The 25,871-nt window shown below is 39.7% G+C and carries 36 protein-coding genes and 1 pseudogene; 29 read left to right on the top strand and 8 right to left on the bottom strand.

The genetic code is table 11. The features are described 5' to 3' along the window. Nucleotides 1-210: 210 nt before the first annotated feature. The 5 genes from BR30_RS0127800 to yunB all read left to right on the top strand — a co-directional run bounded on the left by BR30_RS0127800 (nt 211) and on the right by yunB (nt 4,558). Nucleotides 211-1,056, top strand: coding sequence for a DUF72 domain-containing protein (locus tag BR30_RS0127800; protein ID WP_026567888.1), 846 nt, complete (start codon nt 211-213; stop codon nt 1,054-1,056). 21 nt (nt 1,057-1,077) lie between these two features. Continuing rightward, nucleotides 1,078-1,899, top strand: a complete 822-nt coding sequence (locus BR30_RS0127805; RefSeq protein ID WP_026567889.1) for a sulfite exporter TauE/SafE family protein — start codon at nt 1,078-1,080, stop codon at nt 1,897-1,899. Between the two features lie 7 nt (nt 1,900-1,906). Continuing rightward, nucleotides 1,907-3,259 carry a bifunctional metallophosphatase/5'-nucleotidase gene (locus BR30_RS0127810; RefSeq protein WP_026567890.1) on the top strand — a complete coding sequence of 451 codons (1,353 nt, stop codon included), beginning with the start codon at nt 1,907-1,909 and terminating at the stop codon, nt 3,257-3,259. A gap of 65 nt (nt 3,260-3,324) precedes the next feature. Continuing rightward, entirely contained in the window at nt 3,325-3,627 is a 303-nt protein-coding gene (locus BR30_RS0127815; RefSeq protein WP_026567891.1) for a YunC family protein, read from the top strand. 139 nt (nt 3,628-3,766) lie between these two features. Then, nucleotides 3,767-4,558 (top strand): sporulation protein YunB, encoded by a 792-nt coding sequence (gene yunB / locus BR30_RS0127820; protein WP_026567892.1) that lies wholly within the window; start codon nt 3,767-3,769, stop codon nt 4,556-4,558. 21 nt (nt 4,559-4,579) lie between these two features. Here the strand turns inward: yunB and BR30_RS0127825 are convergent, their stop codons facing one another. After that, nucleotides 4,580-5,527 carry a M23 family metallopeptidase gene (locus BR30_RS0127825; RefSeq protein WP_051633835.1) on the bottom strand — a complete coding sequence of 316 codons (948 nt, stop codon included), beginning with the start codon at nt 5,525-5,527 and terminating at the stop codon, nt 4,580-4,582. A 254-nt stretch (nt 5,528-5,781) separates the two neighbouring features. Between BR30_RS0127825 and lipA the strand changes: the two genes are divergently transcribed. Next, nucleotides 5,782-6,699, top strand: a complete 918-nt coding sequence (lipA, locus tag BR30_RS0127830) for a lipoyl synthase (protein ID WP_026567894.1) — start codon at nt 5,782-5,784, stop codon at nt 6,697-6,699. Between the two features lie 36 nt (nt 6,700-6,735). Here the strand turns inward: lipA and BR30_RS0127835 are convergent, their stop codons facing one another. After that, nucleotides 6,736-7,383 carry a YhcN/YlaJ family sporulation lipoprotein gene (locus tag BR30_RS0127835; RefSeq protein ID WP_231507834.1) on the bottom strand — a complete coding sequence of 216 codons (648 nt, stop codon included), beginning with the start codon at nt 7,381-7,383 and terminating at the stop codon, nt 6,736-6,738. 115 nt (nt 7,384-7,498) lie between these two features. On the opposite strand from BR30_RS0127835, the gene BR30_RS0127840 reads away from it, so the two are divergent. After that, nucleotides 7,499-7,765 carry a YutD family protein gene (locus tag BR30_RS0127840; protein WP_442853006.1) on the top strand — a complete coding sequence of 89 codons (267 nt, stop codon included), beginning with the start codon at nt 7,499-7,501 and terminating at the stop codon, nt 7,763-7,765. 28 nt (nt 7,766-7,793) lie between these two features. On the opposite strand, the gene BR30_RS0127845 is transcribed toward BR30_RS0127840, so the two are convergent. Both BR30_RS0127845 and BR30_RS0127850 read right to left on the bottom strand, forming a co-directional pair. Continuing rightward, nucleotides 7,794-8,084 (bottom strand): hypothetical protein, encoded by a 291-nt coding sequence (locus BR30_RS0127845; protein WP_026567897.1) that lies wholly within the window; start codon nt 8,082-8,084, stop codon nt 7,794-7,796. 57 nt (nt 8,085-8,141) lie between these two features. Beyond that, nucleotides 8,142-8,408, bottom strand: a complete 267-nt coding sequence (locus tag BR30_RS0127850) for a DUF3055 domain-containing protein (RefSeq protein ID WP_026567898.1) — start codon at nt 8,406-8,408, stop codon at nt 8,142-8,144. A 233-nt stretch (nt 8,409-8,641) separates the two neighbouring features. Between BR30_RS0127850 and BR30_RS0127855 the strand changes: the two genes are divergently transcribed. Next, nucleotides 8,642-9,079: a DUF86 domain-containing protein gene (locus BR30_RS0127855; protein ID WP_026567899.1), complete on the top strand. Its 438-nt coding sequence runs from the start codon at nt 8,642-8,644 to the stop codon at nt 9,077-9,079. A gap of 70 nt (nt 9,080-9,149) precedes the next feature. Continuing rightward, entirely contained in the window at nt 9,150-9,914 is a 765-nt protein-coding gene (locus BR30_RS0127860) for a TIGR01457 family HAD-type hydrolase (RefSeq protein ID WP_026567900.1), read from the top strand. A 216-nt stretch (nt 9,915-10,130) separates the two neighbouring features. On the opposite strand, the gene BR30_RS0127865 is transcribed toward BR30_RS0127860, so the two are convergent. After that, nucleotides 10,131-10,643, bottom strand: a complete 513-nt coding sequence (locus BR30_RS0127865) for a phosphatidylglycerophosphatase A family protein (protein WP_026567901.1) — start codon at nt 10,641-10,643, stop codon at nt 10,131-10,133. Between the two features lie 197 nt (nt 10,644-10,840). Here BR30_RS0127865 and yutH point away from each other — a divergent pair, with 197 nt between their 5' ends. Beyond that, a complete protein-coding gene (gene yutH / locus BR30_RS0127870; RefSeq protein WP_026567902.1) occupies nt 10,841-11,851 on the top strand; it encodes a spore coat putative kinase YutH in 1,011 nt (336 codons plus the stop codon). Nucleotides 11,852-11,916: 65 nt separating this feature from the next. Here the strand turns inward: yutH and BR30_RS0127875 are convergent, their stop codons facing one another. Further along, entirely contained in the window at nt 11,917-12,180 is a 264-nt protein-coding gene (locus tag BR30_RS0127875) for a NifU family protein (RefSeq protein WP_231507843.1), read from the bottom strand. 124 nt (nt 12,181-12,304) lie between these two features. On the opposite strand from BR30_RS0127875, the gene BR30_RS0127880 reads away from it, so the two are divergent. Continuing rightward, nucleotides 12,305-12,631, top strand: coding sequence for a YuzD family protein (locus tag BR30_RS0127880; protein ID WP_026567904.1), 327 nt, complete (start codon nt 12,305-12,307; stop codon nt 12,629-12,631). Between the two features lie 84 nt (nt 12,632-12,715). Here BR30_RS0127880 and BR30_RS0127885 read toward each other — a convergent pair whose 3' ends face one another. After that, entirely contained in the window at nt 12,716-13,783 is a 1,068-nt protein-coding gene (locus BR30_RS0127885) for an NAD(P)/FAD-dependent oxidoreductase (RefSeq protein ID WP_026567905.1), read from the bottom strand. A gap of 225 nt (nt 13,784-14,008) precedes the next feature. Here BR30_RS0127885 and BR30_RS0127890 point away from each other — a divergent pair, with 225 nt between their 5' ends. From BR30_RS0127890 to BR30_RS36280, 10 genes and pseudogenes are all read left to right on the top strand, one after another. Beyond that, the gene (locus BR30_RS0127890) at nt 14,009-14,248 is read left to right on the top strand and encodes a YuzB family protein (RefSeq protein WP_026567906.1); all 240 of its coding nucleotides are present in this window, start codon (nt 14,009-14,011) and stop codon (nt 14,246-14,248) included. 130 nt (nt 14,249-14,378) lie between these two features. After that, nucleotides 14,379-14,744 carry a HesB/IscA family protein gene (locus BR30_RS0127895; RefSeq protein WP_026567907.1) on the top strand — a complete coding sequence of 122 codons (366 nt, stop codon included), beginning with the start codon at nt 14,379-14,381 and terminating at the stop codon, nt 14,742-14,744. 360 nt (nt 14,745-15,104) lie between these two features. Then, a complete protein-coding gene (locus tag BR30_RS0127900; protein ID WP_026567908.1) occupies nt 15,105-15,425 on the top strand; it encodes a hypothetical protein in 321 nt (106 codons plus the stop codon). Continuing rightward, entirely contained in the window at nt 15,422-15,949 is a 528-nt protein-coding gene (locus BR30_RS0127905; RefSeq protein WP_026567909.1) for a hypothetical protein, read from the top strand. The genes BR30_RS0127900 and BR30_RS0127905 overlap by 4 nt, the downstream gene beginning before the upstream one ends. Then, nucleotides 15,922-16,311, top strand: a complete 390-nt coding sequence (locus tag BR30_RS0127910; RefSeq protein WP_197032424.1) for an SGNH/GDSL hydrolase family protein — start codon at nt 15,922-15,924, stop codon at nt 16,309-16,311. Before BR30_RS0127905 ends, BR30_RS0127910 begins: the two co-directional genes overlap by 28 nt. Nucleotides 16,312-16,635: 324 nt before the next feature. Next, on the top strand, nt 16,636-17,490 hold the full coding sequence (locus BR30_RS34750) for a pectate lyase family protein (RefSeq protein WP_051633816.1): 855 nt from the start codon (nt 16,636-16,638) through the stop codon (nt 17,488-17,490). A 63-nt stretch (nt 17,491-17,553) separates the two neighbouring features. Beyond that, entirely contained in the window at nt 17,554-17,805 is a 252-nt protein-coding gene (locus tag BR30_RS37010; RefSeq protein WP_155928890.1) for a hypothetical protein, read from the top strand. A gap of 84 nt (nt 17,806-17,889) precedes the next feature. Continuing rightward, nucleotides 17,890-18,054: a hypothetical protein gene (locus tag BR30_RS37015; protein WP_155928892.1), complete on the top strand. Its 165-nt coding sequence runs from the start codon at nt 17,890-17,892 to the stop codon at nt 18,052-18,054. After that, nucleotides 18,047-18,220 carry a hypothetical protein gene (locus BR30_RS37020; protein ID WP_197032425.1) on the top strand — a complete coding sequence of 58 codons (174 nt, stop codon included), beginning with the start codon at nt 18,047-18,049 and terminating at the stop codon, nt 18,218-18,220. The genes BR30_RS37015 and BR30_RS37020 overlap by 8 nt, the downstream gene beginning before the upstream one ends. A 194-nt stretch (nt 18,221-18,414) precedes the next feature. Beyond that, nucleotides 18,415-18,507, top strand: a pseudogene (locus BR30_RS36280) (iron-sulfur cluster assembly accessory protein); the annotation flags it as partial. A gap of 41 nt (nt 18,508-18,548) precedes the next feature. Here the strand turns inward: BR30_RS36280 and BR30_RS0127930 are convergent. Next, nucleotides 18,549-19,547 carry an NAD(P)/FAD-dependent oxidoreductase gene (locus BR30_RS0127930; RefSeq protein ID WP_026567911.1) on the bottom strand — a complete coding sequence of 333 codons (999 nt, stop codon included), beginning with the start codon at nt 19,545-19,547 and terminating at the stop codon, nt 18,549-18,551. Between the two features lie 456 nt (nt 19,548-20,003). On the opposite strand from BR30_RS0127930, the gene BR30_RS0127940 reads away from it, so the two are divergent. The 8 genes from BR30_RS0127940 (at nt 20,004) to BR30_RS0127975 (ending at nt 25,831) form a co-directional block, all read left to right on the top strand. Continuing rightward, complete coding sequence (locus tag BR30_RS0127940) at nt 20,004-21,221, top strand: NAD(P)/FAD-dependent oxidoreductase (protein ID WP_026567912.1); 1,218 nt, start codon at nt 20,004-20,006, stop codon at nt 21,219-21,221. Nucleotides 21,222-21,276: 55 nt separating this feature from the next. Beyond that, nucleotides 21,277-21,792: an NUDIX domain-containing protein gene (locus BR30_RS0127945; RefSeq protein ID WP_051633836.1), complete on the top strand. Its 516-nt coding sequence runs from the start codon at nt 21,277-21,279 to the stop codon at nt 21,790-21,792. Nucleotides 21,793-21,948: 156 nt separating this feature from the next. Continuing rightward, nucleotides 21,949-22,074: a YuiA family protein gene (locus BR30_RS37505; RefSeq protein ID WP_186328847.1), complete on the top strand. Its 126-nt coding sequence runs from the start codon at nt 21,949-21,951 to the stop codon at nt 22,072-22,074. A gap of 124 nt (nt 22,075-22,198) precedes the next feature. Beyond that, complete coding sequence (locus tag BR30_RS0127955) at nt 22,199-22,522, top strand: YuiB family protein (RefSeq protein ID WP_026567914.1); 324 nt, start codon at nt 22,199-22,201, stop codon at nt 22,520-22,522. A 150-nt stretch (nt 22,523-22,672) separates the two neighbouring features. Continuing rightward, nucleotides 22,673-23,281, top strand: a complete 609-nt coding sequence (locus tag BR30_RS0127960) for a 3D domain-containing protein (protein WP_026567915.1) — start codon at nt 22,673-22,675, stop codon at nt 23,279-23,281. 105 nt (nt 23,282-23,386) lie between these two features. Then, a complete protein-coding gene (locus BR30_RS0127965; protein WP_026567916.1) occupies nt 23,387-24,895 on the top strand; it encodes a leucyl aminopeptidase in 1,509 nt (502 codons plus the stop codon). A 172-nt stretch (nt 24,896-25,067) separates the two neighbouring features. Then, nucleotides 25,068-25,325 (top strand): hypothetical protein, encoded by a 258-nt coding sequence (locus BR30_RS0127970; RefSeq protein WP_026567917.1) that lies wholly within the window; start codon nt 25,068-25,070, stop codon nt 25,323-25,325. A 122-nt stretch (nt 25,326-25,447) separates the two neighbouring features. Beyond that, nucleotides 25,448-25,831, top strand: coding sequence for a hotdog fold thioesterase (locus BR30_RS0127975; protein WP_035446277.1), 384 nt, complete (start codon nt 25,448-25,450; stop codon nt 25,829-25,831). Nucleotides 25,832-25,871: the final 40 nt, after the last annotated feature.

A 25,871-nucleotide genomic window follows, 5' to 3' on the forward strand; every position in this document is an offset into this window, starting at 1 on the left:
GCATAATACTCTCGGATAAGGTGAATTTACTCTCGACAGCTACTTTACTGGCGGATGGCGCCACAAAACTGGCGGATGCGCCACAAAACTGGCGGATAACGCCAAATTACTGGCGCCGCCACCCCAACCCCCAACTCCCTTTTCCTCCATTCAAAAATTACCACTATCCAAAAATGGTTATGCTATTATTAATAGTTGGAGGTGAGTTTTTTGATCTATATCGGCGTAACAGGCTGGGGCGATCATGACAGCTTGTATCCAGGTCAGATATCCTCACGGGATAAGTTAAAAGCCTATTCAGGCCATTTTCCAATCGTTGAAGTAGATTCGGCCTTTTATGCGATTCAGCCGAAAAGAAATGCTGAAAAGTGGGTTAATGAAACACCGACTGGCTTCCAGTTTATCGTCAAAGCCTACCAAGGAATGACCGGACATATGCGCGGAGAAATTCCGTTTGAAAATAAACAAGCGATGTTTAGAGCTTTCAAAGAATCGCTCGAGCCATACATAGAAACAAATAAATTGGCAATGACACTCTTTCAATTTCCACCTTGGTTTACCTGTACGAGAGAAAATGTCCAATACTTAAGATGGTGCAAGCAGGAAATGGGGGATATTCCATCTGCATTAGAATTCAGACACCAATCCTGGTTTGCACCCTTGTATCGTCAAAAAACCATTGAGTTTATGACGGAAGGAAAATGGATTCATAGTATTTGCGATGAACCACAATCAGGAGAAGGGTCCATCCCAACGGTATTGCACTCTACCACGCCTGAGAAGGTCCTCGTCCGTTTTCATGGCCGTAATTTCCATGGCTGGCAAAAACGAGTCGGAGTCGATTGGCGCGAGGTTCGTTATCTTTACCGCTATAACCATCAAGAGTTAGAAGAATGGGCAAACTCGATTCAAGAATTAGTTAAAGGCTCGAAAGATATCTATCTCCTTTTTAACAACAATTCTGGCGGAGATGCTGCTGATAATGCAAAGGAAATGATTGATCTTTTGCATCTCGAATACAAGGGGCTTGCTCCACGCCAGTTGGATCTACTATAAAAAGTTAGGAGAAGAAATAACATGGAATGGATTTTAATCGTATTTATTGGTATACTCGGAAGCTCTTTAGGCTCGCTCATTGGTTTAGGAGGCGGGATTGTTATTGTTCCCTCATTACTTTATTTATCAACACTGTCAGCCTTTGGGCATATAACACCTCAGGTGGCGGTGGGAACCTCCCTTTTTACGATGATTTTTACAGGACTTTCCTCCACCTTAGCGTATATGAAACATAAGACCATTGATTATAAGAGCGGCTTGATTTTTCTGATTGGCAGCGGTCCCGGAAGTATCTTGGGGGCATGGGTAACAGAAGGCTTACATATGAAGACCTTCAATATCTTTTTCGGGCTATTTATTATTTTTGTTTCAATTATATTATTACTAAAGGACAAATTAAAGCCACTGCCATATAAGAAGGACCGGGGAATCGTCCGCACGTTTACCGATAATCGAGGGAATATCTCAGAATATGGATATAATCCAGTTATGGCCATTCTGATTGCCTTTGTTGTGGGTTTTATATCGGGGATTTTTGGGGTGGGCGGCGGCTCCTTACTGGTTCCAACAATGATTTTGATTTTCTTTTTTCCACCCCATGTGGCTACGGCTACATCGATGTTTATGATTTTACCAACTTCATTACTGAGCTCGATTACGCACATTACCTTAGGAAATGTTGACTGGATATACGCACTGGCATTAGTTCCAGGGGCATGGATTGGAGCCCAAATAGGGGTTTATTTAAACACTAAGCTTAAGAGTAAAACGATTGTCTTAATTTTACGAACGATTCTCATCATTGTCGGGATTCGTTTAATTTATCAAGGAATTCTTGGGTAGGTACAGAATGGAAACAATACATATTTATCATACAAATGATGTCCACAGTCACATAGAAAATTGGCCGCGAATTAAGCAATTCTTATCTAATAAACATGAAGACCATCAGAAAAAGGATGAGGATGTGTTTCTCTTTGACATAGGTGATTTTATTGACCGCTGGCACCCCTTCACAGAGGCTACCAAAGGAAAGGGAAACATCGACCTTTTAAATGAAAGTCATTATACAGCGGTAACCATCGGCAACAATGAAGGTGTTAACCTTCCCTATGACGACTTAAATACGCTTTATGAACATGCACAGTTTGATGTATTATTAGCTAACCTTTATCAGATAAATGATGGATATCCTACCTGGTTAAAGCCATATAAGATATATCAAACGAAAAAGGGAACTAGGGTAGGTGTCATCGGTCTTACCGCACACTTTACCCATCTATATGGATTATTAGGCTGGAAGGTAACTGAACCAATCAACGAACTAAAGAAATGGCTGGAAACATTAAAAGCCGAATCGGATATAATCATTTTACTTTCCCATCTCGGTCTACCTGAGGATGAATCAATTGCAGCTGAATTTCCTGATATTGATGTCATCTTAGGCTCACACACCCATCACTTTCTTGAAAAAGGAAAGTTTGTAGGTAATACAATCCTTGGTGCTGCAGGGAAGTATGGACATTATGTCGGGCAAGTTACACTCAACCTGAACGAACAAAAAACGATTATAAATAAGGAAGCTCTTCTTTATGACACGAAAGAACTACCTATGGTTCACAATGAGCAGGATCTAATAGATGGATATTTTTCAAAAGGAAAATCCTTATTGAATCAAAAAGTAACCACTTTAAAACCCCCCCTAAAAACCGACCTGTTTCAGGAAACGGAGTTTTCTCGAATGCTTTGCAGCGCGTTAAGGGAATGGTGTCAAACCGATTGTGCGATGATTAATGCGGGACTCCTCTTAGGCTCTTTAGAGGATGATGTAACGGTATACGATTTGCTAAAAATCTGCCCGCATCCTATCAATCCCTGTGTAGTAGAACTGACCGGTATTGAATTAGAAAAGGTATTGCGGGAAACTAAAAACGAAGCGTTATTCCATAGAGAGATAAAAGGTCTTGGATTCAGGGGGACCTTATTAGGGGTATTTGTCTACGACCAAATTAGCTTCCAGGATGAAAACATCCTCGTAAATGGGATGCATTTGGATTATGAACGCAAATACAGTTTGGCTCTTCCGGATATGTTTACGTTTGGTCACTTTTTCAAAGAGGTACTGCCACACAAAGAAAAGAATTATTTCTTACCGGAATTTCTTCGCGATATCTTAAGGTGGAAATTACAAAAGCAATCATAGCTCCTAAACACGCTTTTTCCTCTCTAATCATAATGTGATAGAGAGGAAAGGAGTGTGGGGAATCTGTGGTTGATCTTTTACCCATTAATATAAATGGACATACGTTTATAGCTGTTTCAGTCTTACTTCCGAAAACAACCTTGCTATCGGTCTCGAATGATAAAGGGTATATCATGTGCGGTGCTTTAGACGTGGGGTTGTTAAACGAAAAGCTTAAGGACCGCAAAATAATTGCCGGCCGTGCCGTCGGAGTAAGGACCATCGAACAGCTTCTGAATGCTCCGTTAGAGTCGGTTACTGCGGAGGCAGAGGAACTAGGCATTCACCCTGGAATGATTGGCAGAGACGCATTATTAAAAATGATCTAAAAAGCTTGCTAAAGACAGCAAGCTTTTTTCTATGAATGCGGATGCCCATGACCCAATATTCATTATGAATATTTTTAACCACATTTTTAGGCTAGTTCCTCTTTTTAAAGCATACATATAGCTTGAAGGGGTGATTTTCTTGGCGAAGTTTCGCAGACGGCGACCTAAAAAGGGACCGTTGCCTTTCCGTTATGTCATGCTATTGACGTTTGTCTTTTTTCTATTCTCTACAGCAACTGGATTATGGCTTGTAAATAAGGGGATTGAACCTACCTTAATGCGAATTGCTACCTCGGAAACCCGAAATATTGCTTCATTAGTCATCAATAAGGCGATTACGAAACGGACAACTGATACGGGGGATGACAATGAGGTCATTGTGATTCTGCCTAGTGAGAATGGTAAGGCCTCAAATGTGAAGCTCAATACAGTTTATATAAACCGAGTCTTAGCGGAAACAACCGCACAAATTCAAAAGAACCTGAAAGCAGCCAAAAAAGGTGATCTCTCCTCACTTGAGCAATTAACCGATGTAGAAATAGAAACGCAAAATTCGAATAAGGAAGACGGAATTATTTGGTACGTCCCGCTCGGCCAAGCAACCAATATTTCATTATTAGGAAATATAGGACCGAAAATTCCAGTCAAGTTTCATGCTATTGGAGAAGTGGAACCAGATGTAAAAATTGAAACGAAAGAGGTAGGGATTAACAATACCTGGGTTGATGTTTCGATACATATCGAAGTCTCAGTCCAAATCATTACTCCCTTTGCTACTAAGATCACAAAGCTGACGCAAAGTATCCCTGTTGATGGATCGCTCATCCAAGGGGATGTTCCGCAATTCTATAATGGCAGCGGTGGTATTACCCCATCGATTCAACTTCCTGATAAACAAGCAGACACGAAGAAATCAGATACGAAAAAATAGGACGATCCGCGGTGGAAAGTCCTATTTTTTGCGTGCATTCATCCGCTCCATCCGCTTCCATTTCGCTAAATGTGGGTAAGGATCAAAAGACCATTCGGTGACACCGTTGTCTTTATACATCCCATAATGTAAATGAGGAGGGAATTTTCCTGAGGTTCCCGGCGGTCCGTAACCGGAACTTCCTACACCGCCAATTAGCATGCCCGGCTCAACCACTTGACCGATTTTTAAATCCTTAGCAAAACCGCTTAAATGGGCGAAATAATGATACGTATTATTAATATCGCGAATACCGATTCTCCAGCCGCCAAACTTATTCCAGCCTTTCATTTCAATAATGCCATAGTTTGTTGCCCGAACTGGAACACCGTAATCAGCAAAGATATCGGTGCCTTCGTGTATCCTGCGGCCGCCCCAGCCACGGGCTGACCCCCACGTACTCCGGTAACTGTGATTGCTGCGGATTGGGACAGGGAATACTTGATTATCCAAATCAATCCGGCCGAAATGCCGATATATTTTTGCTTTTCCAGCAATGATACTAACCGTTTTATCGCGATGATAGTAATTCCATAAGCCGATTTTTATATTATCATGATCGACACCGTATGATAGGAGATAATTTGCAAACGCATAAAGGACATCCTCATCCTTTTTAGCACTTGCCTTCCCATCCCCATCCCCATCTACACCTTTTCCATCAAAAAATTGAATCGTGGCTGGGTTTTCTTCCAAAGGATTTGGATTGGTTAATCCAGACCATTCTTCTGGACGAAAATAGATGCCAATCACACTTTCTGGTTTAGGTAAGTCTCTGCGGACCTGGCGGATGCTTCTTTCGTATTGATCAATGGCCGCTAAATAGTACCAAGGAATTTGTGTAACGGTTTCCACCTTCTTATACAGCTTCATTCGTTCTTGGTATGGATTCGGTTCATTTGCCGCGGCATGAACATCCGTAACAGCCAATGAAGTGCTAAAGAATAAAAGAAAGGTTCCTAATAATAGAACAGCCCGCACAAGAATCCTCCTTCCAATTAATGTACAAGGTTAGTTTATGTTTTCTAAACCATTTCATTATGGTTAATAAATGGTAAACTATATTTTTGGCTGATGGAAACGGTTCATTTCGATAATATAGCCCGATATGCTTGTCGTTATTTTTTCAGTATGTTAAAGTGACAATGAGAATCCATTTCTAGCTTCAAGGGGTGTAGCGTTTAATGAGTAAGAAAGAAGATATTTTACGAAAACCGGATTGGTTAAAAATAAAACTAAACACAAATGAGTCCTATACAGGCTTGAAGAAAATGATGCGGGAAAAAAATCTTCACACGGTTTGTGAAGAAGCACGCTGCCCTAATATTCATGAATGCTGGGCAGAAAGACGTACGGCTACCTTCATGATTCTTGGTGATACCTGTACACGTGCATGCCGTTTCTGTGCGGTTAAAACCGGATTACCAACCGAGTTGGATTGGCAAGAACCTGAAAGAGTGGCAGACTCCGTTCAATTGATGAACTTAAAACACGTCGTGGTCACCGCAGTAGCCCGTGATGATCTTAGGGATGGCGGGGCAGCTGTTTTTGCTGAAACAGTCCGCGCGATTCGCCGCAAAAATCCATTTACAAGCATTGAAGTTCTTCCGTCTGATATGGGAGGGAAAGAAGAAAATTTACGTCAGTTAATGGATGCAAAACCTGATATCTTAAATCACAATATCGAGACGGTTAAACGGATGACCCCTAGAGTAAGGGCTAGGGCGAAATACGATCGGTCCCTTGAATTCCTCCGTCGTGCTAAAGAAATGCAGCCGAATATTCCAACAAAGTCGAGCCTTATGGTTGGACTAGGAGAGACAAAGGAAGAAATACTTGAAGTGATGGATGATTTAAGAGCAAATCACGTTGATATTATGACCATAGGTCAATACCTACAGCCAACAAAAAGTCATCTCAAGGTTGAAAAATATTATAGCCCAGATGAATTTAAAGAATTACAGCAAATTGCCTTAAGTAAAGGCTTTAGTCATTGTGAAGCAGGCCCGCTAGTCCGGTCCTCCTATCATGCTGACGAGCAAGTGAACGCAGCAGCGAAACACAAGCAAATGCTTGGGGAAGAAAAAGCACAAGAAGCCTAAAACAAAGAGTTCAGTCAAGTTGACTGAACTCTTCTTTTATTGATTGTTTCTGCCGATATTATCATCCGCAGTTCGTCCATTTTCATCTTCACTGGCATTTATTCGCTGCCCTTGTGGTGATTTTTTCATCTGTGTGATAAGCCCATTGACCAAATTACGGGCATTTCGGCTGGTTGAATCAAGGTTTGCCAAATTTTCTACGTCTCTCCTTAACACTTTATTGTCAGTGACGTAGACATGGTAATACCTTGGAACGACGGACATCGCTGTTTTTTTCACTTGATCAGCAGTCAAATTGCGATCTTTTGAATCAGTATTATAAGCAATTAACACTTCTTGGTCAGTAACAAGTGTGGATACATCATTTACATTGGGAATATCTGCACTTAATTTACTAATAATATTGGCCGCCTGTTCACGGTCTAATGCAGAATAATGGTCATTAGCCGTATTATCGTTCATTAGCGGACTTTTTTGATGACGAACGAAGCCGTAGTTGTTACTAACATTACGGTTTCCACGGCTCGCTCCTTCATTGTAGAGGTCATGCCTTTTATTGTTGACATTAATGGTATTACCGCTTTCTTCATAGACATCTCGGTTGCTCATATCCTTAGTACAGCCTGTTAGAGCCGTTACCGTGCATAATCCCAAGATGATGACTAATTTTTTCAATGTAAACACCTCCTTTTCTTAGAATGGCCAATAAGGTGATTTTTTTTCTTAGTAATTGATGGGGAATCGGTTATAATGGGTAGTAGGAATTAGCTGGCAAATGAGGTGAAATATCTTGATAATAATGAACAACACCGTTTATGAAATCGTCCAAGAACATCGAAATGGATTTAATGAAGAAGCCCTTAAAGCGAGATTTAGTGATATTTTAACAAGATATGATTATGTAGTGGGTGATTGGGGTTATGGACAACTCCGATTAAAGGGTTTTTTCGATGACCAAAACCAAAAAGCTACATTCGATACAAAAATTAGCACACTAAGTGAATATCTGTATGAATACTGTAATTTTGGCTGTGCCTATTTTGTGTTGAAAAAAGTGAAAAAATAAAAGAAGGGCCAAGCTTGCTGGCCCTTCTTTATGTTGATTCACTATATGGCGGCTGCTGATCTTCTTCGAGGTCATCATGGGTTGGATGGGCCCCGTCCATTTGCCGAGGAAGATTTTGATGAAGGGTTTTATTTTCATAATTAAAGGCACTGTACGGCCGTTGCCCTTCTTCCCATGGTGTGCTTTTGTTCTCAACAGGTTCGTCTTGACGAATGGAAGAACCAAAAGGACCTTCTGGAAACTCTTCAGCTGTAAGAAAGTTTCTTTGTTTATCCACATTGGAGAAATCGGTGTAATTTTCATTCTCATTTTCTGTCATGCGTACGCCCCCTTAAGCACTAGTATTTTCAAATGGGGTGTAATTCATGACTAACCATTACACTAATTCCATTAAAAAGGATCTTAATTCCTCCGCATCTTCCTCATTTAACTGAAAAGCGTACTCTAAATATCCTTCCTCTTGCAAATCATCTAAGCCGATAATGGCAAACCGGCTTCCTTGCATATCAAGAACAAGTTGCTTTCCATAATGTCGGTCACTTTGAACAATCGCTAAATCAAAGCGCTGATTTTCACCAACGAAGCTGACAAATCTTGTTTTTGTATCTTCTGTATCATCGTATAAGAAAAAGCGTTCTTTCATTTAAAGGTCTCCTTTAATAAAAATAGATATTTTTAGACATCTTCTATATAGTAACAAATAAAACCAATCAAGGGGAGTAAAGATTTTTACACAATTTTCAAAGTTTTTATCCATCGAAAAACGCGAAGGTTGTCAAATTATGTTACAATAAAGGTGAAATCTCGAAAGTTCTATGCCTGACCGTATGCACTTGCAAAGATATACCATCATAGAGAAATGGAGAAGGTGCTCATATGTATTTTGTTGATCGAGAAAAAATTGAAGAGATATTGAAATTTTTAGAAATGCAAATTCAACTGTTCTTAAGTAAAAAAGAGTGGTCCGATCCACTTGAAAAGGCAGCGCTAGAGCGTGTAAACCATATGATGATTGAGTCTGTTTTGGACGTCGGAAATGCAATGATTGATGGGTTTATTATGCGTGACCCAGGCAGTTACGATGACATCATTGATATTTTAATGGATGAAAGAGTTATCTCGTCTGAAACGGGAAATAGTTTGAAAGTTCTGATTCAATATCGGAAAATGCTTGTCCAATCTTATACAGATGTCAATCATCAAGAACTTCAAGAGACATTTACAAAGCATTTACATGAGTTGGTGAATTTTGCGTCCAATGTTCGCGAATATCTTGCCAACGAGTTAGGACCTGTTTCTGCGTTTAAAAAATAATAAAATATTAAGACCGATAAGCGCGGTCTTTTTTGTTATATATGGAAAAAAACTTTTGGGAGTGAGACATATGAAAAATTACAAAGGTTATTTAATTGATTTAGATGGAACAATGTATAAAGGTTCAGATCGGATTGAAGCCGCATCTGACTTTGTGAAGAAACTCCGGGACCAACAAATACCATATCTTTTTGTTACAAACAATTCCTCAAGGACACCTGCACAGGTTGCTGATAAGCTGACCCAGTTTGACATCCCAGCGGAAGAAAAGCAGGTATTCACTACCAGCCAAGCAACAGCCAATTACATCTATGAACGAAAGAAGGATGCGCGCATTTATGTGATTGGGGAAGAGGGAATTCGAACAGCAATAGAAGAAAAAGGGTTAAAATTTGCCGGGGAAGATGCTGAATTTGTGGTGGTAGGAATTGACCGGGACATCAGCTATGAGAAATTGACGGTAGCTTGTTTGGCCGTTCGTAATGGTGCGACGTTCATTTCTACAAATGGAGATATCGCAATCCCTACAGAAAGAGGATTGGTTCCAGGGAATGGCTCCTTAACATCCGTCATTACTGTTTCTACACAAACTAACCCGATTTTTATTGGCAAACCGGAAGCAATCATCATGGAACAGGCATTAAAGGTACTTGGAACACCGAAAGAAGAGACATTGATGGTCGGAGATTATTATGATACCGATATTTTAGCGGGCATGAATGCGGGGATGGATACATTATTAGTACATACAGGGGTAACGACGAAAGAATTGCTTTCCGGATATGACCGGATGCCAACCTACACTGTTGATTCCTTAGATCAATGGAAAATTTAAAAGCGGAAGCGCCCGTTTAGCGGCGTATGGCCTGGAGCACTTTGACTGAGATAAAGGAAACACGGAGAGCGATAGCGCATTCGTGCTTGACTTATCGCAGGGAAAAGAGCGAAGGACACTAGCCGTTGGGTGCTGGAGCTAGACAGTAATCTAAGTTAAGAAAATTATACTTTCCTTTAACTTAAAAAGGATGGGGGAAACCCATCCTTTTTCTGCTTATTTCTTTTCACTCTCAGCTCTAGCAGCCCGGTGTGCGAGTCGGCTTGATGCGGCAGCTGCAATCGCCCCAACGATATCATCTAAAAAAGTATGGCACTCTCCAGTTGATTTATCATTTAAATGCGCTAATATTCCAGGTTTTAATTTATCGATATACCCGTAATTGGTAAAACCGATCGAACCATATACATTTACAATCGAAAAGGCTAGAATTTCATCGACTCCGTAAAGACTTTCATCTGTTCCGATAATTGATTGGAGCGGCTCCTCAAGCATTCCTTTTTCAGCAAGTACATCCAACTGTATTCCTGTTAAAATTGCGTTCTGAACCTCACGTTTGGAGAGAACGCGTTCCACGTTTGCTAAACAGTCTTCCATTTTCAAGTTCTCATGATATTTTTCCTGCAAAAAGAAAACTAAATCAGCGATATCCTGTACTTTGACGCCTCTTTCATTCAGCCATCTGCGTGCAGTTACTTCGGTTAGATTTACGTTTTTGTCTTCTGCCATTCCTTTGATCACCTTTTCTATGGATTTTCACTATATATATACTGTATTATTCTAACTTATGCAAAAGAATCCTAAAAAAGATCATGGTTAAAACCTTATATTCTCCTTCATTTTTCTAAGCTATTCAGGAACAAGTTTTCTTAAGCTAAAACATATATATGATGTAAGAGAAGGGAAAGAAATGAGGTGGACTAAAAATGCTTCAAAAAATGCTGGAAAATCAATATGGCATTACGGTCGATGAATATGTAAAACTGGATAGGTTTGATGCATTAAGAGGAAATGGCTGGCTCTATTTAATCTCTAAACCAGCGGGCAAGGAAGAAGAAGATATTGCCGAACTTGAGAAAATCGCGGAGCATTTACGAAATTATGGTGATCATAATGTTCCCGCCATTTTGCCTTCTAAAGAAGGGCATTTAATTACGGAATGGGAAAGAAATAAATATTGTGTCCTTGCAAATCGGCAACTAGAAGAACAGAAAAAAGTTAAATTGGGCAGGAAATTGGCAAAATTTCATGAGCGCGGCAGGAGAGTTCCCTTTCAAATAGAGAGGTCTAGCAGGATTGGACAATGGAAGTCCTTATGGGAAAAACGGCTCGAGCAGATGGAAAAGGTGTGGAATGGTCTTCTTTTTCAAACACCTGAAGATGAATTTCAGCGGATGTTTATTGATTCCTTCCCCTATTATCTGGGTTTAACGGAAAACGCTATTCAATATCTAGTGGATACCGAAATTGATGATGAACCACTTGAAACGGATAGCGGCACGGTTTGTCATGAACGTTTTACGCAAAAGACTTGGGGGCCGCTCAATAATTATATGATTAAAAATCCGTTTGACTGGGTATTTGACCATCGCAGCCGGGACATAGGTGAATGGACAAGGGAAAGATATCTTCATAATTCCCAAACCTATGATGTGGAATTAAAGCGCTTTTTTGAAGAGTATCAAAGTATTGCCCCTTTGTCGCCATTTTCCTGGCGATTATTGTATTCACGGTTAATTTTCCCGCTCCATTACTTTGAATGTATAGAAAGTTATTATATTACCACATCAGAACAGGACAAAAAGGTATTAGAAGAAAAGTTAATGAGAATTTTACGTCAGTCCGGTGAATATGAACAATTTTTGGCGGGTTTTTATCAACTTACGGATGCTCCAATTAAGACTTTAAAGCTACCTTTGTTAGAATGGCTTTACTAATCGTATTATGATGACAAAAAAGCGACTGCCGCTATTGGCAATCGCTTTTTTGCTATACTTCATTATTAGAAAACTTGCTCTACTTCAACAATTCCTGGTACTTCTTCTAAAAGTGCTCTTTCGATACCAGCTTTAAGTGTGATGGTTGAACTTGGGCAGCTGCCGCATGCACCTAACAGGCGAAGCTTGACAATGCCTTCTTCAACATCTACTAATTCACAATCTCCGCCGTCGCGAAGAAGAAATGGACGTAATTTATCTAATACTTCTTGAACTTGTTCAAAAATTTCTTGTTCTGCCAAATTAATCGACTCCCTTCCTATACTTATATTATAATGTCATCATCGTGAAAAATCCATTATCAGAAATTAGGAAAACACACATTTATAGACATTATCGTGGTTTTTATCGTAAAAATGAGGTAACCTGAAATAAAAAGGCGGGAATGAATAAATGAATAGCTCTGAAGTAGAAATTGTTGTTTATGGTGCGGAACAATTGTGCCCGAGTTGTGTCAATTTACCATCTTCCAAAGAAACGTTTGAATGGCTGGAAGCAGCGATTGCGAGAAAATTTCCAAACCAACCGTTTAAAATGACCTATGTGGATATCTATCAGCCAATTGGGGAGAATGAAAAAATTACGTTTGCAGAAAAAGTGGTCGAAGAAGATATGTTTTATCCAGTGGTTGTCATCAAAGACAAAATCGTTGGCGAAGGGAACCCACGTTTAAAAACCATTTTCACAGAACTAGAAAAATATGGATATAATGCTATTTAAAAATGAAGAAGCATTCCAGATTGGAATGCTTCTTTGTTTTAATCTAGCTCCAGCGCCTGTTCAAGGCGCTGGAGCATTTTAATATTAACCATTATGAAATTTATACATCCACAGAATACCAGATTTAAGCAAACGGGCGACACGTCCTGTAATGGCGCGGTCTGCCATCATCCCAAACCCGTGCTTTTTCCCAAGAGAACCAAGGATCCCCTTTAATTTTATTTGTGGGAATGATGTTGGAGGCTCTTCACCCTTCCAACGTCTCTTTAATACTTCAACAATTTGTTCCGCCTGACCTTCGGCTAATTGAGCACTAGGAGCATGGGGAAGACTTGCGCAATCACCGAGAATAAAGACATGTTCATCATGCGGTAGATGGTGGAGCGGGGTAATAACAAGTCTTCCCATTCCATCTTTTTCTCCGTCCATATTACGGACAATTTCATTGGCTTGAATTCCTGCTGTCCAAACAATGACATCACAATGGATCGGCTCGTCGTGATTGTATAATAAATTTTCTTCCACTTTGGTAATATTCGAGTTGTTAATAATTTCGACATTGTTTTTTACAAACCAATTTTCTACATATTTGCTTAAACGTTCCGGGAATGCAGAGAGAATATGTTTTCCCCGATCAAATAATTTGATGTTTATATCTTCGCGACTTTCACTCAATTCACTTGCTAGCTCCACACCGCTAAGACCAGCGCCCACGATACCAACAACTGAGCCAGGTCCCAGATTATTTAAGACAGAGTAGGTAAGTCGAGATTTTTCAATAGACTGGATACTGTAGGTAAACTGATTGGCTCCAGGAACATCATGATACTTGTCCTCACAGCCTAGACCAATGATTACCTCATCATAGTCGAGAGGCTCCGCATCCTTTAGTGTGACCTTTTTTTCAGTTGTTTGAATCCCGATTACCTCACCATACACTACTTTTAATCGTGGGTGCTCCGGAAAATCAACTCTTACTTCTTTGTCAGAAATCGTTCCTGCTGCTAATGCATAGTACTCCGTCTTTAAGCAGTGGTAAGGTACACGGTCCACTAGTGTAATCGTCATGTCCTCTGGTAAATGGTTAGGGAGAATTTCATTTAGAATTTTCATCCCGCCGTAGCCGCCACCAAGAATTACAAGGTTTTTCATTTTTATTTCCCCTTTGAATATCCCATTTCATATTTAAAGTTGCCTAAAATGTCATAAAAAAAAGTAGTAAAATAATTCCGTTCCTTTAACACATACGAGTATAGCGGAATTATGTCAAAATAACAACAATTTTCATGATTTTCTTGACATCGATATAGTATACATGGTAATTGACGGAGTGAACGAAATGGAGTAGGATAATTAGTTGTGGAGAGGTGAAAAGCAATGATTCAACCCATCATCGAATTTTGTATAAGCAATCTTGCAAATGGTGCACAAAAGGCACTTGAGAAATTAGAAAAAGATCCTAATTTGGATATTATTGAATATGGATGTCTTGGATATTGCGGTAAATGTGCGACTACGTTATATGCTCTCGTTAATGGAGAAGTAGTCACAGGAAAAACACCTGACGAATTGGTCGATAACATTTATCAATACTTGGAAGATAATCCAATGTTTTAAAATAGGGAGCGCTGCCGCTCCCTTATTTATATATATTTCATATGATAATACGAAGGAACCGTATTATTTGAGTAGTTAACAATACGTGTATATAATAAATTTAAAAGCCTCATATAGGGAGGGTATCACAATGAGTGATAATGTGGTTATTTTAACAGAAGCGGCGTCGCTGCATATTAAAGAAATGATGAAGCATAACGAAGAAGAAGGTGCATTGTTACGTGTCAGCGTAAAAGGCGGTGGATGCAGCGGTTTATCCTATGGGATGGGCTTTGAACGTACAGTAAATGAAGATGATTTGAGACTAGAACAATTTGGAATTCAAATCTTAGTCGATAAAGAGAGTGCAGCGATTTTACAAGGAACCAAGATTGATTATAAAGAATCAATGATGGGCGGCGGCTTTACCATTGAAAATCCGAATGCGATCGCATCATGCGGATGTGGATCATCGTTTAGAACGGCTACTGCTACTGGTACTCCGGAAGAATGCTAGGCGTCATATCAACGTTTTGAGCCGTTTTGAGGTCCGGGATATTAGTCCGGTAATCGAATCGGAAACTAGGGCGCAGGGTTGCGGATAACGTCGAAAATCGGAACAAATACAACCCCAGAATTGAACAAACTTAACCCTAAAAGTAACGAATCAGGGTTGTAAATAACGGCCTTCTTAGCGGTGGGATGTCTAATCAATCATCGTTAGGGAGGCTTTTTATTATGGCGTTACAGAAGCGCGCTAGACGCAAGCCAGTGCGCGAACTGGCAAATATAAGAAGGAATATCCGAATTTAACGTTAGAGCAGGCGCTAGATTTAGTTATGCCGGCAAGAAGGCGGAGGGAGAGGGCTTTAATAATTTGCTCGGAGATTACCGTGTTGGAACGAATGTAAATTGGAGTTTGTGGTCAAACGGGTTATCTGATACCGCAGCAATGGTTAATGGTGTCATCACTTGTACTCCGAACTTTAATTACGGGGAAGTTGGTTTTCGCTTCAATAACGTTCAGAATTATGTAGGTAAAACTTTGATGTTCACATTACGGGTGTCGACAGCGAAAACTGGAGGAAATGATTCCTTAAAAGGAAGAATGTATTTGTACAACGGAAGCACACAGGTAAACGCGAGAAACGGGTCAACGGTGACATTCCGGAAGGACAGTACACGAGACTCACGATGACCCAGACCATCGAATCCGGATACGACAATATCCGTTTCGGTGCGTATGAGACGAATACAGAATTCTTCAAGGTCAGCGTGAAGGATTTGATGGTGATTGATGTTACAACAAATGTAAGTTTCAATCCCGATGCATATGGCGATGGCTGGTGGATCTCTAATCCCCCTCCTGTTGGTTTCGGTTCTTCAAGTAAGTTTAAAGGAAAAGCGGGGTTAGCAATAGGGGATAGTTTGACTTCCGTTTTGAAATGGCAAGAAACTGTTAAGACCACACATCAATTCACGATTGATACACATGCTTTAAATGGTGTTGGATTTATCTCTATGGTGGATGGCGGAACTACAAGTGTCGGAACAATAGCTGCATTAACAGTAGCACAGGTGACAAGTAAGGATTTCATTGTTATATATGGTGGGATGAATGAACGTAATTCAGCTTATGGGGTTAAAGGCGATTTATATCCTGCACAAACTACGATTTGGGGAAGGTTCAGTATGTGGTTAACAAACTGTATGATTTGTTAACCCAAGCGAACAACCTTAAGTGCAAGATTTTGTTTGTCACACCTCATTGTGCAGGCAAGTATGAGTATATTGATGTGGATGGGTATGGGGAATATCCTACATCATCCGGACAATCATTAGAAAAGTTGAGTGATACAATTAAGGCTATTGCTCAATATAATAACATTTCTGTAGTAGACTTGTGGCAGGATTCAGGGATTGGCAAATTCACTTGGTCGATTTATACTGCCAGCCCTACAGCAACAAGAGGGACACCGGCAACCGGTACACCATTTCCGAACAATGCGGATCAACTACATTTAAGTGATTTAGGTTATGCAAAAATAGGTGACATGATTGCGAGTAAAATGAATCTGCTATAACATCGCACTTGGAACCAAGTGTGACACAAGTAGATGAAGTTCATTTTACTGATGCCGGATATAATATCGTAGCCAATCTTGTATATAAAAAGGGCAAAGAATTAGGTTATTGGTGATTTGTCCTGGAAAAAGGGTAAGGTGAGTGGTACAAAAAGCCACTCTTTTTTTTTTCTAAACATTTGTACCTTTCAAAATGCGATGGACATGCATTAAATAATCGTAGTTCCAAAAGATTTCCCCACAATGCAAGCTGCAGATTATGTTGAATCGAGGGCGGTATTTAAGAAATTTGGAGCAATTAGATTATAAGGAAGGGATTAATAAATGGTAACGACTTATGGATGGGCTGATGTTTTTGGTGTTACAGGCGGTGAAGGTGGAAGAACGGTTCTAGTGACTAATGCAACAGACTTTCTTAATTACGCAAAAAGTACAAGCCATTATGTCATTAAGGTAAGCGGAACAATTACACTAGCAGCCGGAATGCATAGTTTACAATCGAACAAGACCATCATCGGTGTTGGAAAAACTGCTAAAATCACAGGCGGTGGATTGTACTTTAACGGAAAGACAAACGTTATCATCAAGAATATTACATTCACAGGAGTAAATGACGACTGTATCGCTCTTTCTAACAGTATTAATTTCTTAATCATGAATAACGATTTTTCAAATGCAGGAGATGGATTATTAGACATCAATCTAGGGTCTAACAATATCACTGTATGCTGGAATAGATTTAGCAGCCATGATCTAACAACACTGGTTGGGCATTCCGATACTCAAACATCGGATAGAGGTAAGTTAAAAGTTACTTATCATCATAATTGGTTTGATAGGGTAGATCAACGACAACCAAGGGTTCGATATGGAGAGGTACACGTATATAACAACTACTATAGAGGGAATAACAGTCTGTATGCGTTAGGTATAGGTGTTGAAGCAAAAATCTATTCGGAAAACAACTATTTTGAAAACATCCCTGCTACCTACTACCTAGACAATGCTTCCCAACCGGGTTATGCGAAAGATACAGGAAGTTACTTTGTAGGTACGGGAAGTTCAACGACTTGGAAACCTAGTGGAGTAACATGGAATCCGAGCAATCATTACACATATTCTTTGGATAATGCAATTGATGTAAAATCAATCGTTATGAGCAAAGCAGGTATTATTTAATAGATACCACCATCCAAACCGTTTATCTTTGGAAGTGATTTTTACTTTACGGGTCAGAATGGAGTGCTAAGAGAAATATCTGAATTAAATAAAAAGTTGATTAGCGTTCCATCATCAAGTACTGCTTCAGGTAAAAAGGTGATTTCGCTGCTGATGCGAATTACTTTTATGTTTGCTACGACACTAATCTTTGGATTCGCATACCTAAAGATTCAACTCATGGTAATGTCATTCTTGGATGATAATGCGCATTACTCAACGATTGGCCGGTCCTTCGTGGGCCGGTCTTTTTTTTCGATTATTGACGCAAACTGACGAAATATACACGCTAGAATATTTTTCCAAATCAAACTATTCCGCTGTAAATTGCAGTAGAATAGTACTAGGATGCGATAGGGGATGAAAACGGAAGGTATTCTCGGACTTATTGGCGGCATTTTCGGATTATTAGGCGGAATGGTAGTTTTTGTATTCATCGGTTTTGTTGATCCATCGATTGCTTGGAAGGGGATGGTCGGCATTTTATGCGGGGGCTGTCGGAATAGTTGGCGCAGTGATGTGTAAAAAGAATGAGCATACTGGCGGTGCTCTGATGATACTTTCTGCGATTGCTGGTACGTATTTTACCGTGTGGGCTTACTTTATCGCTGACGTTTTATTGATTATCGGAGGAGTAATAGCTATAAAGAAAGGCAATAAATTAGTCGATGAAGAGACGCTCGAGCAATAGCCGGTCTTTTTTTTCGTTTCATAATATTAGGTACGTGGTTGAATAATGTCGAAAGTTAGGGTACTATGTAGTTAACGACATCCACCGCTAGGGTACGTCGTACAACACAATCCTATTCGCGAAAAACAACCCATATATAATTGAAGAAACGTTGATATTAGTGCGTTTAATCGACCGTAAACTAGGACGAATAATTTACCATTGACAATCCGAATGCGATCGCATCATGCGGATGTGGGTCATCGTTTAGAACGGCTACTGCTACTGGTACTCCGGAAGAATGCTAAAATAAATAAGAAAGAGCGTCCTATCAAAGGGACGCTTTTTCTTATTTATTAAACATGGAAGAACTGTGTAATGGCTGGATTTTTGCCTTTGGATCAATGAAGGCTTTTGCGTTGTTTACAGCAGTGGGTGCTTCACCAAAACCACAGGCAATTAATTTCACTTTTCCTTCATAGGTACAAATGTCTCCAGCGGCATAAATTCCAGGAATGTTGGTTTCCATTTTCGAATTGACGACAATCGAATTCTTCTCGATGTCTAATCCCCATTCCTTAATTGGTCCAAGTGAAGAAACAAATCCATAGTTACAAATGACTGCGTCGACATCTACTGCAACTTTCTCTTCACCATTAACGGTTTCAAGAACAATCTGTTTAATTCCACTTTCATCACCAACTAATTCAGCAGGAACATATGGTGTTTTCACATCTACTTTTGAATTATATAAGTTTTCTACGCTATGCTCGTGGGCACGGAACTTATCTCTGCGGTGGACAATCGAAACTTGCTCAGCAATAGGCTCAAGCATTAAGGCCCAGTCAACTGCAGAATCGCCGCCGCCAAAAACAACTACTTTTTGATCTGCAAACTGATTTAAATCCTCTATGAAGTAGTAAAGATTTTTACGCTCATATTGAGCAGCACTTTCGAGTTCTAAACGACGTGGTTGGAAGGCACCATTTCCGGCTGTAATAATAATCGTTTTAGAATAATGGATATCTTTGTTCGTTGTTAATTTAAACGTTCCATCTTCTTGTTTCTCTAACTTTTCAACCGATTGCTCTAGTGCAACCGTAGGATTGAATTTGCCCATTTGTTCTTTAAGATTATTTATTAATTCTTGTGCACGGATTTTTGGAAAACCAGCAACATCATAAATATACTTTTCCGGATAAAGTGCTGACAGTTGGCCTCCTAGTTGTGGCAAGCTCTCTATAATTTTCACTGAAGCTTGTCTCATGCCTCCATAAAAAGCAGTAAATAAACCGGTAGGACCCCCGCCAATGATGGTAATGTCATAAACTTCTTGCTTCTCTTGCACTCCGCATCCCCCCAACCCTGTAGTAACAGACTCCACTCCTTATAATATCATAAATTAAAAAATTCTCCCATAATTATGGGCAATATTCACAACTTAGGCAATTTTTAAAATATTGTTTATTAGTCTAATCAATCCCATTCAATTATCTCCAAAACTTAGATAAAAATTTATGAAAATCACTTGATAATCGTGTGAAAGTAGCATAAGATGTATTGAGGATAGATTGTTAATTTTTTGTGACATAAAAAGCACGATTTTATGTCAAGTAGTAAAATATAGCATTCTTAGTAATTACCTTGCTTGACCTATATGGATACCAGGAAACTCGTTTTTTTTGGCCTTATTCGTGAATTATATCACATACATTTTTTTATTATATAAAATAAAAATGGTCGAAGCAGTGGAAACTAAGAAAAAACGGATATTTAAAAAAATTAAAGGGTGGAAGTGATCACTTTGAGAAAGCCTAAAATTGTTATTCTCGGTGCTGGTTACGGTGGACTAATGACAACAGTTCGCTTACAGAAGTTAATCGGCGTGAATGAAGCTGACATTGTTTTAGTAAATAAAAATGACTATCATTATGAAACCACATGGCTGCATGAGGCTTCTGCAGGCACATTGCATCATGACCGTGTACGTTATGATATCCGTGATGTAATTGACCGCAGTAAAGTGGATTTTGTTCAAGATACTGTCGTAGAAATTAATAAAGATGACAAGAAGGTTATTTTGGAAAAAGGGGAAGTCAACTATGACTACCTCGTTATTGCCCTTGGTGGTGAACCAGAAACATTTGGGATCAAAGGATTAAAAGAATATGCTTTTGGAATCTCAAATGTAAACTCCTCTCGTCAATTGCGTGAACATATTGAATACCAATTTGCGACATACAATATGGAAGAAGTGAAAAACGACAATCGTTTGACTATTGTTGTCGGTGGTGCTGGCTTTACGGGAATTGAATTCCTTGGGGAATTAACAAATAGAATTCCGGAATTATGTCATGAGTATGATGTGGATTCACATAAAGTAAAAATTATTTGTGTCGAGGCTGCTCCAACAGTACTTCCAGGTTTTGACCCTGAACTAGTGAATTATGCAGTGGCACAATTAGAACGAAAAGGTGTTGAATTCTTAATCGGAACAGCGATTAAGGAATGTACGGAAGAAGGCATCTTTGTCGCTAAAGGTGAAGAGGAACCACGTGAAATCAAGGCGGGTACTGTAGTGTGGGCCGCAGGAATTCGCGGGAATTCTATTGTTGAAAAATCAGGCTTTGAAGCAATGAGAGGCCGGGTCAAAGTTCAGCCAGATCTTCGCGTTCCAGGTTTCGATGATACTTTCATGATCGGTGACAGTTCATTGATGATTAATGAAGAAATCAACCGTCCATATCCACCGACTGCACAGATTGCCATGCAGCAAGGGGAAGTTTGTGCCCGTAATATCGCGGCTTTAGTTCGTAATAAATCGGAGCTAGAAACCTTCACGTTCGATAATAAAGGGACCGTTTGCTCCCTAGGCGAAGATGATGCGATCGGTATGGTTTTTGGTAAAAAACTAACTGGTGCAAAAGCATCATTCATGAAAAAAGTAGTCGATAATCGCTCACTTTACATGATTGGCGGCGCCGGACTTGTATTGAAAAAAGGAAAATTTAACGTATTCTAAAAAATTGTTTCCAAAGGGACAGAGAAATCTGTCCCTTTTTGATATGATTAAAATAATGAATCGTTTGAGGGGGAGTTTGGTGAGTAATCGTGAAAAACGGGGGAAGGTATGGTTAGCTGTTGCAGGGGTTGTAAGGTCAAATGAGGGGAAATGGCTCGTTGTAAAGAAACGATATGGCGGCTTGAAGGGCCAATGGTCGCTGCCTGCAGGCTTTGTTGAAATGGGAGAAACAGCGGATGAAGCTGTTATTAGGGAAGTATTAGAAGAAACTGGTATCCGGTGTCGGGTGAAGGGACTTATTGGCCTAAGAACTGGTGTGATAAAAGGGGAAATAAGCGATAATTTACTCCATTTTCTACTTGAACCGGTAAATGAACAGGTAGTGAGTCATCAGGATAACGAACTATTTGAGGCGAGATTTATGGCACCAGAAGAACTACTTCACGAAAAAGATGCATCCATCATACTCCAATATTTAATTAGAAATGATATTACCTTCTCGAAACAAGCTATTGATGATTTAAACCCAGGAGACCAGTTTGGATATACAGCTTATAAATTATTTTTGTAATTTTTAGATAATTTAAGTTACAACAAGTAATTGTAAGAAAACTTGACATGTATCCGCTTTCTCGATTAAATTTGCCAGATTTCCGTCCTTTCTTTTTTAGGAAATCCTTGATATATTATCAGAAAATTAAGTTAATTATTAAGGAGATGACTTAGAATGACAGTAAAGATCGTGGATTCAAAAACGTGTGATTATTGTTCAGGGAAAGGCTATTTTCAATTAGTTCTAGGGGGATCGGAAACTTGTAGCTGCTGCGAAGGAACTGGCAAGAAAAAAGAATAAAATTTATCGTATCGATTAATATGCTTCTTCGAATCTTTTTCGAAGGGCTTTTTTCTTGTATTTTTATTGACTCCTTTTTCGACATTCAGTACACTAAATGTTGATGTATAAGGGGGAATCTCGGATGCAAATGAGCATTGTTGTCTTAATCATATCGATTTTACTTTTCTTTGTTTTATTTTTTGGAATTGGGTTTATTCTCAATATGCTGCTTCGCATGTCATGGGTTATGGCTGTAGTTTATCCTATTGTGGCCATTTTTATTGTAGATAAAGTGAGTTTTAGTGAGTATTTTACAAATAGTAAAATGGCATTTAGTGAATTGGGCCACAGGTTTACTTCATTAGCCACTGCTGATATTCTCATTTTAATTAGTGGACTTGCTGGTGCGATTGCGGCTGGTTTCACGATCAAACTATTACGAAAAAATGGATACCAAATGTTTTAAGACTCTTACCAAGGGGAAAAGACGAACTTTTCCCCCTTGGTAAGAGTCTTTTTTTATGATTTCTATAATACATGCAAAATTTCCCTTTTCCTTTTTTGAATATTTTCCTTCAGCTTGGGAATGAATATTTTGGGAGGAGTGAAAATTTTGATGAATAAAATGATACATTGGAGTAGGCGTTTAGCCATGGTTTGTCTCTTCTTAATGGCAGTCTTTGCGACCTTCCAATCAATCTCTGGAGTAAATGCACAAATGTTTTTAAACCAATTTGCGTCTATTCTTGCGTCGACTGAACCCGTTTCAGGAACCCAAAGGTCCTTGGAAAACGAAATTGATTGGTCAAAATATCCTAAACAAACAGTTACCGCCACTGGGTATACAGCAGGAGTAGAATCAACAGGAAAAAGTGTAGGCCACCCTGAATATGGGATAACTTACTCCGGTGTAAAAGTAAAACGTGATTTGTTTTCTACGATTGCAGCAGACCTAAACGTATTTCCCATTGGAACCATTCTCTTTATCCCTGGCTATGGATATGGTGTAGTTGCCGATAAAGGCGGGGCTATCAAAGGGAATGAACTAGACCTTTATTATGAAACAGTTGAGGATGTTTATAATAAGTGGGGGAAAAAGAAACTCGATATTTATGTGGTACAAAAAGGTAATGGGAAACTAACAGAGCAAACACTTAAGTCATTAAATGAAGATAAATCGATGCAAGTCTTCCGCGGACAGTATATTAGTTCTGAGAAGAGATAAAGGCAGGCTGATGGCCTGTTTTTTACTTTTTAAAATAATTAGTTGCTCGAAATAAATAAGGTTATTCGCTATAATTAAAAACGAATAATGTGGAGGTGAAGTAATTTGTTTTATGTAAAAAAAGAACTTGAACTATCAACAGTGCACGAAGGTTTAGTAATTGGCCTCTTTGATAAACCAGAAAAATTCTCAGGAGTCTTAGCATTGCTCGATGATGCATTCAATGGCCAATTAAGAGAGCTTGTAAAATCAAGTGACATTTCAGCAAAGTTTAAAAGTATTAATAAAGTACATAGTTTAGGGAAAATCGGCTCAAAACGAATTTGGTTTGTTGGCCTGGGGAAGGAAAAGGAATTTACCTTTGATAAACTAAAATCTGCGTTTGGAAGGATCTTTAAGGAAGTGAAGGCAAATAGACTTGAAGAAGCAGCCGTTTATTTAGATTCCTTTACGACTGAACAAGTTGATGGTTTAGACGCTGCCCATGCACTGAGCGAAGCATTTGCCCTCTCAACTTATCAATTTGAAGGGTACAAGCATAAATCGAACGAACCGGAGAAAAAGCTGGATCATCTAACGATTTATTGTGACAGCATTGATGAAGAAGAAGTCCAAGCCTCGTTAACGGTAGGACATGCGTTTGGTAAAGGAACGAATTCAGCACGAACACTCGTTAACATCCCTGGCAATATGCTAACAGCAACAGATATGGCTAATTATGCACAGGAACTTGCAAGTAAATATGCTTTCGAGTTGGAAATCCTGGATAAAGCTGAAATAGAGAAGCTTGGAATGGGAGCGTTCCTTGCCGTGAACCAGGGTTCAACAGAGCCTCCTAAAATGATTGTCCTAAAATATCAAGGAAAAGATGAGTGGAAAGATGTTATCGGCTTAGTTGGAAAAGGCATAACCTTTGATACGGGCGGGTACTCCATTAAAACGAAATCAGGGATCGTTGGGATGAAAACTGACATGGGCGGAGCAGCAGCAGTCCTTGGTGCAATGGAAATCATCGGTGAGATTCAGCCCGAGCAAAACGTGGTCGCTGTTATTCCTTCTACGGATAATATGATTAGCGGCAATGCCTTCAAGCCTGATGACGTGATTACATCGATGAGCGGTAAGACCATCGAGGTTTTAAATACTGATGCCGAAGGACGGCTTGTTCTAGCAGATGCGGTAACCTATGCAAAACAGCATGGTGCAGGCTATCTTGTAGATGTCGCAACTTTAACAGGTGGAGTAATAACAGCACTTGGTCTCCATACGACGGGGGCAATGACTAATCATGGTCCATTATATAATCAAGTCTTGGAAGCTTCCCTGGAAGCTGGCGAGCAAATGTGGCAGCTGCCATTGTTTGAAACGGAGATTGAACGGGTAAGAAACAGTAAAGTCGCCGATTTAAATAATTCCCCCGGCAGTGAAGGTCATGCGTTGGTTGCTGGGGCTTTTATCGGTGAATTTGCCGAAGGTACACCATGGGTGCACTTAGATATCGCCGGGACAGCCACCACCGCAAAATCCCATGATTTAGGACCTGCAGGTGCAACCGGAGTGATGACCCGGACACTTGCCTTATTTGTAGAACGGTTTGAACCCATCGAGAAATAGTGATTTGAAAAATCCTTCGAGATATTCGGAGGATTTTTTGTGGTATTGGAGCGCATCAGTCCATACGCCGCTAACCGGGCGCTTCCGCCTTTTGTTTTTGCCCACTCAAAACTCCTTCCATTCGCATATGAAATAGTGTAGGCAAGTATAGAACAAAAGGAGGTATGGTTATATGTACCCTTATCGAAGTCCCTACCCAGTACAAGATCAAAGGTTTATAGGTTTTGGATTGCCGTTGGCAATAGGAGGGCTTAGCTTTTTAGGAGGTTTAATTGGAGGCGGACTAGGTGCTTCATTTGCAACACGTCCATTTTACGGAGGATTCGGTTACCCTGGATATCCTGCATTTGGACCTCCCGGTTTCGGACCTCCCGGTTTCGGAGCCCCCGGTTTTGGAGCACCAGGTTTCGGAGCCCCGTATTACTATTAATGAATGAGAAACAGCTCTAGTGGGGGCTGTTTTTTCTATAAAAGAATTAATTGCAAAAAAGGAAAATTAGTAAATAAAGCGAATAGATTAAATAGACATCACTACATATTGGAGGAATAAATATGATTGAAAACACGTTATTGAAATCTCTGGGAATTGAAATTACCCTTTTAGAAGAAGGAAAGGTCATTGCAACAATGCCTGTAGATGAGCGGACTCGCCAGCCATTTGGATTACTGCACGGTGGTGCATCTGTTGCTTTGGCTGAAACGGTTGCCAGTGTAGGAGCATATGAATTGGTAGATAAAGAAACGGAGGCTGTCGCGGGTCTAGAGATTAATGCCAATCATGTTCGGCCAAAAACAGACGGTGAGGTAACAGCAATTGCAACTGTCCTATATCAAGGGAAATCAACACAAGTATGGGATATTAAAATTATCGACGAGCAAGACCGCATGATTTGCGTGTCAAGATGTACGATGGCTGTCATTAAGTTAAAAAAATAATCGTGAAAATATATGTTTAAAGTAGAATGGAAATCTGGGC

The organism is Bacillus sp. UNC41MFS5 (assembly GCF_000686805.1).

Coding starts and splice junctions, on each gene's coding strand:
- BR30_RS0127850 (WP_026567898.1), bottom strand. CDS start 8,408: ATGAAAGAACGCTTTTTCTTATACGATGATACAGAAGATACAAAAACA.
- BR30_RS0127905 (WP_026567909.1), top strand. CDS start 15,422: ATGACCCAGACCATCGAATCCGGATACGACAATATCCGTTTCGGTGCG.
- BR30_RS0127890 (WP_026567906.1), top strand. CDS start 14,009: ATGATTCAACCCATCATCGAATTTTGTATAAGCAATCTTGCAAATGGT.
- BR30_RS37505 (WP_186328847.1), top strand. CDS start 21,949: ATGACAGTAAAGATCGTGGATTCAAAAACGTGTGATTATTGTTCAGGG.
- BR30_RS0127845 (WP_026567897.1), bottom strand. CDS start 8,084: ATGACAGAAAATGAGAATGAAAATTACACCGATTTCTCCAATGTGGAT.
- BR30_RS0127855 (WP_026567899.1), top strand. CDS start 8,642: ATGTATTTTGTTGATCGAGAAAAAATTGAAGAGATATTGAAATTTTTA.
- BR30_RS37020 (WP_197032425.1), top strand. CDS start 18,047: ATGTGTAAAAAGAATGAGCATACTGGCGGTGCTCTGATGATACTTTCT.
- BR30_RS37015 (WP_155928892.1), top strand. CDS start 17,890: ATGAAAACGGAAGGTATTCTCGGACTTATTGGCGGCATTTTCGGATTA.
- BR30_RS0127880 (WP_026567904.1), top strand. CDS start 12,305: ATGAATAGCTCTGAAGTAGAAATTGTTGTTTATGGTGCGGAACAATTG.
- BR30_RS34750 (WP_051633816.1), top strand. CDS start 16,636: ATGGTAACGACTTATGGATGGGCTGATGTTTTTGGTGTTACAGGCGGT.
- lipA (WP_026567894.1), top strand. CDS start 5,782: ATGAGTAAGAAAGAAGATATTTTACGAAAACCGGATTGGTTAAAAATA.
- BR30_RS0127805 (WP_026567889.1), top strand. CDS start 1,078: ATGGAATGGATTTTAATCGTATTTATTGGTATACTCGGAAGCTCTTTA.
- BR30_RS0127955 (WP_026567914.1), top strand. CDS start 22,199: ATGCAAATGAGCATTGTTGTCTTAATCATATCGATTTTACTTTTCTTT.
- BR30_RS0127840 (WP_442853006.1), top strand. CDS start 7,499: ATGAACAACACCGTTTATGAAATCGTCCAAGAACATCGAAATGGATTT.
- yutH (WP_026567902.1), top strand. CDS start 10,841: ATGCTTCAAAAAATGCTGGAAAATCAATATGGCATTACGGTCGATGAA.
- BR30_RS0127945 (WP_051633836.1), top strand. CDS start 21,277: ATGAATCGTTTGAGGGGGAGTTTGGTGAGTAATCGTGAAAAACGGGGG.
- BR30_RS0127975 (WP_035446277.1), top strand. CDS start 25,448: ATGATTGAAAACACGTTATTGAAATCTCTGGGAATTGAAATTACCCTT.
- BR30_RS0127885 (WP_026567905.1), bottom strand. CDS start 13,783: ATGAAAAACCTTGTAATTCTTGGTGGCGGCTACGGCGGGATGAAAATT.
- BR30_RS0127865 (WP_026567901.1), bottom strand. CDS start 10,643: ATGGCAGAAGACAAAAACGTAAATCTAACCGAAGTAACTGCACGCAGA.
- BR30_RS0127810 (WP_026567890.1), top strand. CDS start 1,907: ATGGAAACAATACATATTTATCATACAAATGATGTCCACAGTCACATA.
- BR30_RS0127970 (WP_026567917.1), top strand. CDS start 25,068: ATGTACCCTTATCGAAGTCCCTACCCAGTACAAGATCAAAGGTTTATA.
- BR30_RS0127860 (WP_026567900.1), top strand. CDS start 9,150: ATGAAAAATTACAAAGGTTATTTAATTGATTTAGATGGAACAATGTAT.
- BR30_RS0127895 (WP_026567907.1), top strand. CDS start 14,379: ATGAGTGATAATGTGGTTATTTTAACAGAAGCGGCGTCGCTGCATATT.
- BR30_RS0127960 (WP_026567915.1), top strand. CDS start 22,673: ATGAATAAAATGATACATTGGAGTAGGCGTTTAGCCATGGTTTGTCTC.